This is a genomic window from Mesorhizobium sp. LSJC285A00 (assembly GCF_000503155.1).
Lineage (GTDB): Bacteria > Pseudomonadota > Alphaproteobacteria > Rhizobiales > Rhizobiaceae > Mesorhizobium.
The window spans coordinates 1-8,019 of record NZ_AYVK01000084.1 but is presented as its reverse complement, the minus strand read 5'-3'; the positions used below and the strand labels follow the sequence as shown (position 1 = coordinate 8,019).

The window sequence follows — 8,019 nt, the reverse complement described above, 5'->3', positions numbered from 1 at the left end:
CGAGAAGGCGCCGGAGATGACCGCCTGGCTGGCGATAACCGTCGCCGCGGTTGCCAATACCACCATCGGGATTAGCGTCCAGCCTTCGTTCATCTCGAAGAATGGATGGCCGACGACGCCGTTCTTGGCCAGCACGAAGGCGCCTTGCCCGGCATAATTGAGCAGCAGGCAAGGAAACACGATCGCCAGCCAGGCCAGCACGATCGGCTTGCAGCCGAAATGGCCGAGATCGGCATAGAGTGCTTCGGCGCCGGTGACGGCGAGGAAGATGGCGCCGATGGTCACGAAAGCGACGTCGGGCGAATTGATCAGGAAGGCGACGATGTAGTGCGGGCTCACCGCCCACAGGATTTCTGGATCGGCGATGATGTGGTTGAGACCGGAAAGGCCAATTGCCAGGAACCATACGGCGGTCACCGGGCCGAACACCAATCCCACCCCGCCGGTGCCAAAGCGCTGCACCGCGAACACCATGGCCAGGATGACCAGTGTCAGCGGCACCACATAGGGCTGGAAGGTCGGCGTGACGACGTTCATACCCTCGACCGCCGACAGCACCGAAATCGCGGGCGTGATGACCGCGTCGCCGAAAAACAGCGAGGCGCCGACGATGCCGATGCCCAGGATCACCGCCGACCGCTTGGGGAAACTGCCGCGCGCTAGCGCCATCAGCGACAGCACGCCGCCCNAAACTGCCGCGCGCCAGCGCCATCAGCGACAGCACGCCGCCCTCGCCGCCGTTATCGGCGCGCAGCACGAACATGATGTACTTGATGGTGACGATGATAGTCAGCGACCAGATGATCAGCGACAGCACGCCGAGGATATCGCCGCGCTCGGCGACATTGCCGCCCGACGACGCCACCAGCGCCTCACGGAACGCGTAGATCGGGCTGGTGCCAATATCGCCATAGACAACGCCGAGCGCGCCTAGCATCAGCACCTTGGTGCTGTCCTGTTCGATTTCGGGATGGCTCGATTGTTCGACGGGTTCTGCCTCGCTACCAGCATTGGTAAGGGCCATGGACGACACTCCGATAAGGGGCCGCCCTCTACCTTTGCTGCACTGCAATATCAAGTGCCGCGACGTAATGGCTCCGTATGCGGACCGCATTTGTTGCCGCACCGGCGGATTGTCTCATACGAAACCACGATCCCGCTCCCGGGCCATTTCCTCGACGAGACACAGGCTCAAGGGGACCTGAAGCAGGGCCAGACCGGATGGGCGATGATCTGCGGCAGGAAACGATGGCGCTGCTTGTAGCTGACGGCATATCTTTCTCCTTTGTGTGTCTGCCAGACGAGCGGGCGGGCACGGAAGTGGTCGCGCTCTGGCTGCCAGACATACTCGTCCAACCTGATGAAAACCTGACTTGTACACCCAGCCCAAACAGGTGCGAGGGGTCGGTCTATTACCAAAGGCTCTGAGGTGATTCTCTAGGGTTCCCGCCCAGATTGATCCGTGACCCTTGTTGTGTGCCGCCCCGGGTTGATCGGAGGCTCCAACTCCTGAGAAGGTGGAACCATGACAAGCAAGGCGACCAACAAGTTCTCTCCCGAGGTCCGGACCCCCCGCGGTGCGGCTGGTTCTGGATCACGAACGCGAGCATACGTCGCGGTGGGCGGCGGTTTCATCGATCGCCGCCAAGCTCGGCTGCAAGAAAGCCGAGCGTGACGGCGGCGTGCGCGCCGGAGTTCCCACGGATGCTGCGACGAAACTGAAGGCTCTGGAACGCGAGAGCCGCGAGCTTCGCAGGCCAACGAGAGCAAGGCTTCCGCGTATTTTGCCCAGGCGAAGCTCGACCGCCGGTTCAGGCCACGATCGCGTTCCTCGACGATCACCGCAAGGCGCATGGGGTTGAGCCGATCTGCAAGGTGCTGCCGATCGCCCCGTCGACCTACCACGACCATGTCGTCAAGCGCGTCGACCCCTGCCGGCTGTCGGCTCGGGCAAGATGGGATACAGCCTCGAAGGATGAGGTCCGACGGGTTTGAGGCGAACTTCCGCGTCTGCGGCATTCGCAAGGTCTGGCGGCGGTTGCGTCGCGAGGGCTTCGAGGTCGCCCGCTGCACGGTTGCCCGCTTGATGAAGGCCATGGGCCTCGAAGGCATCGTCCGCGGCAAGCCGATCCGCACTACGGTGAGCGACAAGGCCGCACCTTGCCCTCTCGACCACGTCAACCGCCAGTTCCATGCTCCGGCGCCGAACATGCTGCGGGTCTCCGACTTCACCTGCGTCGCGACCTGGACGGGCTTCGTCTATGTCGCCTTTGTCATCGACACCTATGCCCGTCGGATCGTCGGCTGGCGGGTGAGCCGGACGGCGCATGCAGCCTTCGTTCTCGATGCCCTGGAACAGGCTCTCCATGATCGGCGGCCCGCGCGGGGAGGCGGGCTCATCCATCACAGCGATAGAGGCAGCCAAGGCGGATTCAACCGGATCGTCGCAACACCGGCATCATACTGTCCCCCAAGGAGCTGGTCGAGGAGTTCGGCAGGTGTTTTCCAGCCGAGCGTTTTGCGCGGTCTTGTGTTGATAGCATGGGCAACTGCGTCCAGTTCCCGGGCTGTGTGCCGACTGAGATCCGTGCCCTTTGGAAAGTACTGTCTCAGCAAGCCATTGGTGTTTTCGTTGGAGTCTCGCTGCCACGGGCTTGGGGATCGCAGAAGTAAATCTCGAGCCCGGTGTCGATGCGCAGGTCGGCTGCTGCGCCATTTCCGCTGCATGGTCCCAAGTCAGCGACTGACGCAGCTGCTCGGGAAATTTGCCCATGGATCGGGCTATGGCTCTGCGGACTGCTTCAGCGCCGTGGCCGGCAAGTGGTGGACCGTTCTTGATGCGCAGGCTCTGCTGATAGCCATGCATGCGCGGCAGGTGAAGCACGCATTGTGAAGCGTGAACTTCGTTCCACGAGCGTACCGATCGCCTAGCTTCCGAGGCCAAGGACGAGGTCGCCTTCCCAATGTCCGGGGACAGCCCGATCGGCAATTTCGGCCGGACGGTCGCTTATTATAAGGGCGTCTCCAATGAAGGACTTGCTGCGAACTCGGGCCCGTTCGCGCGGTACGCGCAACGCTCGGCCTGAACGCAGACATGCGGTCAGTCCTCGGCGCAATGCTCCGCGTCCTTGAATGTACAAGGACTGATAGATCGTCTCGTGGCTGATCCGCATGGTTTGATCCTCTGGGTAATCGATCTGAAGCCGATTTAGCGATCTGCTCGGGGCTCCAGGCTGCCGACCACCTCCGGCTCTGTCGTTTTTTCCATACCCACCTTGGGGCCCTCGAATGAGGCGCCATTGGGATTGGTGACTTTGCCGGCCAAGCGCTCCTCAACATTCACGCAGAGCCGGATTGACCGCCAGCTTGCCAGGAGGCCGCCGGGACTCACGATCGGCGTGCCATTGGGCGGCACTGGCCGGTAATCCAGATTGCCGCTGCGCGTCGCGGCATTGCGCCTGACCTCCCGCGAGATTGTGCTCGGCGGCCGACCTAGCTTACGAGCAATGGCCCGGATGCCGATTCCCTTGGCAAGCTCAAGCGCAATATCCTCGCGCTACCGAAAGAAAGATATCGCCCCGAAGGCGGCTTCGCCCACGGCGCTAAATGCGTTGGCGGCATCCCTCCTGCACTCCGAACCAGCGCGGACCAAGAGGCGTTGATATACTGGCATCCAGTGCGGCCTCCTCGCTCGAACGTCCCAAGGCAATAGCTTGCCAGAACCGGAAGCGATTCTCACGCTGCCAGGCAGGCGGACGCCCGGGCGAATCTAGCTTCTTTCGAGTGCACCGATCTAAACGCGTTGGTGAACCGTCATTGCAACCTCCAATCCCTTGGTGTTGCGACGACCGGTTGAATCCGCCCAACACGTCAGCATTCAATACACCGAGCGCTTGGCGGAGGCCGGCGTCGAACCCGCGGTGGGCAGTGTCGGCGACTCTTTCGATAATGCTCTCGCCGAAACGATCAACGGTCTTTGCAAGGCCGAGGTGATCCATCGACGCGGACCCTGGCGCTCATTCGAGGCCGTCGAGTTCGCCACGCTCGAATGGGTCGACTGCTTCAACAATCGCTGGCTGCTGGAGCCCATCGGCAACATCCCGCCGGCCGAAGCCGAGGAACGCTACTACGCCATGTTGGATGAACCAGCCATAGCCGCGTGACTCAAACGAAACGGCCACCGGAATGCCCGGGGCAGTTCACATCGCATTTGATGCCAGCTTCATCGTATTTTCTTCGGCTTGGACGGGCACTGGGCAGACCCACAGAGCTGGGAACCCTTTGCCATACTACAACTGTAACATCATATCGGTTTAGCAGGTCAAGCTTCGGTGGTAACCTCATTGGGTAGAATAACTACTTTGGAGGCTAGCAATGGATCGCGATAACAAACGGGCACGTGCAGCTGCAAGATCATCTCAAGGCGTGGGGAGCAGTAGCCTCCGTGACGTTCCAGAGGGGCCATTGAGCGATGTTGCAGAACGGCTGGTAACCGCTAACCCGCGCGATACAGCGCGAAATCTCGGGGGCTTCAAAGGCCTCGGGACGCACGAGCGAACAGCCGTTCGGGGCACTCAACCCGGGCCAGAAACTGACCTCGCGAGATTTGAGAGGCGGACCAATCGGCTTGGACGATCAGCCATCAATCTGGCCGCGACATTAACAGCCGAATTGGGGTACAGCACGGATGACATAGCATTGCAGAAAGTCGGAGCGGCCAGTAATCTAGGCGATTACCTAACGCCAGGGCTGCAAGATGCTATTGTTAATCGCATTGGCAACATGGATCCGCCGTCGCAAGCTCTCGGAGCTTATTACGTTGCGCCACACTTCAGTAAGTTTACTGACGAAAACAAATCTCGCATTCTTGATCAAGCCATTGGATTGGCTTCTTCTGATCCGGATGGCAATGTCAGGATGATGGCATCCAATGCTATTCTCAACATGTATCAACAGTTAGACGCAAATCAACAGGCCCAAGCTCACTCAGTTTTTCCCGGCATGCAACACATCTTGCCGCACATGCCGCCGCCGCAGCATGCAGCAGAGGAACGGAGTGCGAATCTGGACGGCCACATAGCAGGTATTGAGGCTGCAGTCCGTGATACAGTAGGCCCGCAAACCTCCTATGAACAGCTGCAGCGGGGTGCTCAAGTCGGGCGGTCCATAAGCCAAGCCTACAATCACGCCCGAGAGGACCTAATGGAGGCCACCCGAAGCAGAGATCGCTCCGGCCGTTGAGGTCTCGGCCATGGTACAGTGACGCTTTCTCTCCCGAATTCCGTCTACGGCCTTGCCGTTTCCAATTCGCTGGCCGTTGACGTACAAAAACCACGTCTGCCGGGTGATGCGCTGCAAGCATCGCACCACCCACTGCGGCATCGATCTGTCGAGCGGCGACATCGCGCGACGCCGGTTCGGTCTCTGAAGCACGCGCAGCATTAGCTACGGCTAATCCGGCAATGGAACAATGCTTTCAACAAAAACGACGCCCCCCAACATAGCCATTAGCATCGCGTGCTCACTCGCCGTGGGCTTCTGTGCGGCAAGTCTTTACGCAACCTTCCGCCACGGCGGCAGCGGCGAGGCTCTGATGGCGTTTGATGTCCGTGCCTTTTGGTTTGAGACGCCCTTCTATTTGGGTTTCGCAACCCCCGTTTTCTATCGGGGCGCGGCTATCGTGCTCTCGACGTCCGCGGTCGTCTTGCTGATTCAGCAGATCGTATTGCGCCGCAAGCTCGAACACCACGGGACGGCTCGTTGGGCTCGAGTGGATGAAATGCGACGCACGGGATATCTGCGACGATACCGTGGCGTGACAGGGCCGGTGTTTGGGAAGACAAGTGGCCCTTTCTGGCCTGGCTACTACCTGACCAATGGCGAGCAGCCTCACAGCCTCATCGTTGCACCGACCCGCGCTGGCAAGGGCGTCGGCATAGTCATTCCAACGCTACTTACATTCAAAGGCTCGGTGATAGCTCTGGACGTCAAGGGGGAGCTCTTTGAGCTCACCTCGAGGGCGCGCAAAGCCGCAGGTGACGACGTGTTTAAATTCGCGCCGCTGGATTCGGAGCGGCGCACAAACTGCTACAATCCGCTGTTGGATCTTATAGCGCTGCCTCCACAGCAGCAATTCACCGAAGCCCGCCGCTTGGCCGCAAACCTGATTACGGCCAAGGGGGAGGGCGCGGAAGGTTTCGTCAGCGGCGCGCGAGATATCTTTGTCGCGGGAATCCTTGCCTGCATCGAGCGGGGCACGCCAACAATCGGCGCCGTCTATGACCTCTTCGCCCAGCCGGGGGAGAAGTTTAAGCTCTTCGCGCGACTCGCCATGGAGACTCAGAACAAAGAGGCACAACGCATCTTCGACGACATGGCGGGGAACGATACGAAAATCCTAACCTCCTACACTTCCGTGCTCGGCGATGGCGGGCTCAACCTGTGGGCGGATCCCGCTGTAAAGGCGGCCACAAGTCGCTCGGACTTTTCGGTCTATGATCTTCGCCGTCGCAGAACGTGCATCTATCTTTGCGTTGGTCCGAACGACCTTGAGGTGATCGCGCCTTTGATACGCTTGTTTTTTCAGCAAATCGTTTCAATTCTGCAGCGGTCGCTGGCCGGCCGGGATGAAAAGCACGAGGTTCTCTTCCTGCTCGATGAGTTCAAGCACCTGGGTAAGCTGGAGGCGATCGAGACCGCAATCACGACTATCGCGGGCTACAAGGGGCGTTTCATGCTCATCATCCAAAGCCTTTCGGCACTGACGGGGGCTTATGGAGAGGCTGGCAAGCAGAATTTTCTCAGCAATACCGGACTGCAAGTGTTCATGGCCACGGCTGATGACGAGACTCCGAACTACATTTCCAAGGCCATCGGTGAATACACGTTTGAAGCCAAATCGATTTCCCACAGCCAGGCGCGAACGTTCGACTGGACCATTCAGAATTCACATCAAGGTGCACCGCTATTGCGTCCCGAACAGGTTCGGCTGCTCGATGACGACTACGAGATTGTTCTNATTCACATCAAGGTGCACCGCTATTGCGTCCCGAACAGGTTCGGCTGCTCGATGACGACTACGAGATTGTTCTCATCAAAGGTCTGCCACCATTAAAATTGAGGAAGGTGCGTTATTTCTCGGATCGCATTCTGAAACGCATCTTTGAACGCCAGACAGGCGCCCTCCCGGAGCCGGCGCCCTTGACGGGAGCAGAGGAGGCGCTCTCCGCCGAATCTCAACTCGATGACCCGCTGTGTGAATTGGCGCAGGACTTTGACGATACAGTTTGATGTGAGGCTGTGTGGACCCCGCGAGAAAATCCATCCCGTGTAGCAGCTTTGTGGCAGGTGCAGGACGCCGGCTTGGAAGAGGGGCAAGCGGGCCAAGCCCGGCAACTTGAGCAGCACGTGTCCGAGGCGCTCCGGCCGCTGTTCGATGGTCGAGCTGACGAGCCGCCAACCAATCCAGAGGAGCTTCTGCGACTGGAACAGGGGGTTTCGCGAGGTGCTTCAGCGAGGGCAGGATCATCAAGCCGCCTCGTCTTTTTTCAGCAACCCAGGGATGCCCGATGGACGGGATGACCTCAACAGAAGCGTGTCGGAGGCTTTCGCAAGCTCTGGGACGCCGGAGTTCGGGCCGCCGCCCCCAGTCTTGGCTGCCAGCCAACAGCAGATCCGCCCTTCGCCGGATGAGCTTGACCATGCAACCACCTGCCACCCGAGTGAGTCGTCCCAACAATGAACATTCACCAGCGCTGTTGTGGTCAGCGCAGACGCAGAGGGCCCTGAATGCGCCGCAAGCCGTCGCCATTCAGCAGCAGCTGAGCGAAATCGGCAATTCAGGCGGCCGCGTGCATATGCAGAGAGGGGCTTGATCAGCCTCGTCACCCCAATCTCCAGCATAGCTCACTGTCACGCGGCCAACGTGCCTCCGTAGCTAACATCTACGTCAGCGTTGAAGAAGTACCCTGCGCCACGGGATGTTTTGACCAGGCGAGGGTTGGCCGCATCAGCCTCCAG

Annotated in this window: 1 protein-coding gene, 6 pseudogenes and 1 other annotated feature; of the genes and pseudogenes, 4 read left to right on the top strand and 3 right to left on the bottom strand. The window is 59.9% G+C overall.

Translation table 11 applies throughout. From position 1 onward, the window contains the following. Nucleotides 1-1,024: pseudogene (locus tag X726_RS01000000167780) on the bottom strand (KUP/HAK/KT family potassium transporter); the annotation flags it as partial. A 501-nt stretch (nt 1,025-1,525) separates the two neighbouring features. Here X726_RS01000000167780 and X726_RS1000000170180 point away from each other — a divergent pair. Further along, nucleotides 1,526-2,425 (top strand): annotated as a pseudogene (locus X726_RS1000000170180) (IS3 family transposase); the annotation flags it as partial. Next, nucleotides 1,777-1,893 (top strand) — a sequence feature (AL1L pseudoknot). (Overlaps the previous pseudogene by 117 nt.) On the opposite strand, the pseudogene X726_RS1000000170175 reads toward X726_RS1000000170180, so the two are convergent. Next, nucleotides 2,404-3,830, bottom strand: a pseudogene (locus tag X726_RS1000000170175) (IS30 family transposase). The pseudogenes X726_RS1000000170180 and X726_RS1000000170175 sit on opposite strands and share 22 nt — an antisense overlap. 30 nt (nt 3,831-3,860) lie before the next feature. Here X726_RS1000000170175 and X726_RS137565 point away from each other — a divergent pair. From X726_RS137565 to virD4, 3 genes and pseudogenes are all read left to right on the top strand, one after another. After that, nucleotides 3,861-4,163, top strand: a pseudogene (locus X726_RS137565) (IS3 family transposase); the annotation flags it as partial. Nucleotides 4,164-4,698: 535 nt separating this feature from the next. Beyond that, nucleotides 4,699-5,241, top strand: a complete 543-nt coding sequence (locus X726_RS1000000172120) for a hypothetical protein (protein ID WP_245264609.1) — start codon at nt 4,699-4,701, stop codon at nt 5,239-5,241. A gap of 229 nt (nt 5,242-5,470) precedes the next feature. After that, a pseudogene (gene virD4 / locus X726_RS01000000167775) lies at nt 5,471-7,290 on the top strand (type IV secretion system ATPase VirD4). A 621-nt stretch (nt 7,291-7,911) separates the two neighbouring features. On the opposite strand, the pseudogene X726_RS1000000170965 reads toward virD4, so the two are convergent. Next, a pseudogene (locus tag X726_RS1000000170965) lies at nt 7,912-8,019 on the bottom strand (DNA-binding response regulator); the annotation flags it as partial.